This window comes from Arthrobacter sp. Y3221048 (genome assembly GCF_059092685.1).
In genome coordinates this window covers 1-1,424 of sequence record NZ_JBNHHX010000011.1, presented here as the reverse complement: position 1 = coordinate 1,424, position 1,424 = coordinate 1, and the positions used below count along the sequence as shown (strand labels likewise).

Annotated in this window: 1 protein-coding gene; it reads left to right on the top strand. The window is 65.1% G+C overall.

All coding sequences use genetic code 11. The features are described from left to right. Positions 1–110 precede the first annotated feature (110 nt). Positions 111–1,421 (top strand): ISL3 family transposase, encoded by a 1,311-nt coding sequence (locus tag AC5RVS_RS17835; protein WP_494109135.1) that lies wholly within the window; start codon positions 111–113, stop codon positions 1,419–1,421. Positions 1,422–1,424: the final 3 nt, after the last annotated feature.

The following is a 1,424-nucleotide window of genomic DNA, read 5'->3' as shown; positions in this document are numbered from 1 at the left end:
GGCTCATCGGAATCGAGAGTGTAGATAGCGTTGGCGCGTCGGTGTCCGGATAGAGGTCGAGGTCTTCCGATGATGGAAGTTCCTACACTGTCCATCCGAAAGACCTCGACGTGTCCAACGCTACCTTCGATGCCCCTGACCTGACCAAGTTCTGCCGGCTCGACGACCTTGGCCTGGATGTCATCGGCCAGCGTCTGGAGCCTGACCGGGCAGTGCTGCTGTGCCTCGTCGTGGACCCGGACCAGTGGTGCCGGCGCTGCGGAGGCCAAGGTGTTGCCAGAGATACCGTCATCAGGTCCCTGGCGCACGAACCGTTCGGGTGGCGTCCGACGACGTTACTGCTCCGGCTGCGCCGTTACCGGTGCGCCGGCTGCGGACACGTCTGGCGGCAGGACATGTCGAAGGCCGCGGCGCCTCGGGCGAAGATCTCCCGCGGCGGTCTTCGCTGGGCGCTGGAAGGCATTGTGGTCAACCATCTGACCGTCAATCGGATCGCTGCAGGCATGGGAGTCTCCTGGCACACGGCCAACAGCGCGGTTCTGGACGAAGGCCGGCGTCTGCTGATCGAGGACCCAGGCCGGTTCGACGGGGTGCGGGTCATCGGTGTGGATGAGCACGTCTGGCGACACACCCGCCGCGGGGACAAGTACGTGACCGTGATCATCGACCTCACCCCGGTACGCGATGGAACCGGCACCGCCCGGCTGCTGGACATGGTCGAGGGCCGCTCGAAACAGGTGTTCAAGCGATGGCTGGCTGACCGGCCGCAGCAATGGCGGGACGGGATCGAGGTTGTAGCGATGGACGGCTTCACCGGGTTCAAGACGGCCGCCGCCGAAGAGCTGCCTGACGCGGCACCGGTGATGGACCCGTTCCACGTCGTACGGCTGGCCGGAGACGCCCTGGACCGGTGCCGGCAGCGCGTGCAGCAGCAGACGCTCGGGCACCGCGGCCGCAGTCATGATCCACTCTACAAATCCAGAAGAACACTGCACACCGGCGCCGGGCTACTGACCGAGACACAACGGGAACGGCTTACAGGACTGTTCGCCGATGACCGGCACGTCGAGGTCGAAGCAACCTGGGGCATCTACCAGCGGATGGTCGCCGCTTACCGCGAACCCGACAAGGCGACAGGCAAGCGAATGATGCAGGCGGTGATCGATGCGCTCAGCCATTCGGTTCCTGGCGCGCTCACGGAGCTGATCACGCTCGGCCGGACCTTGAAGCGCCGCGCCGCGGACGTGCTCGCGTTCTTCGACCGGCCGGGCACGAGCAACGGCCCGACCGAGGCAATCAATGGCCGCTTGGAGCACCTGCGCGGCTCAGCCCTCGGATTCCGCAACCTCACCAATTACATCGCGCGGTCATTGCTCGAAACCGGAGGATTCAGACCTCAATTACACTCTCGATTCCGATGAGCC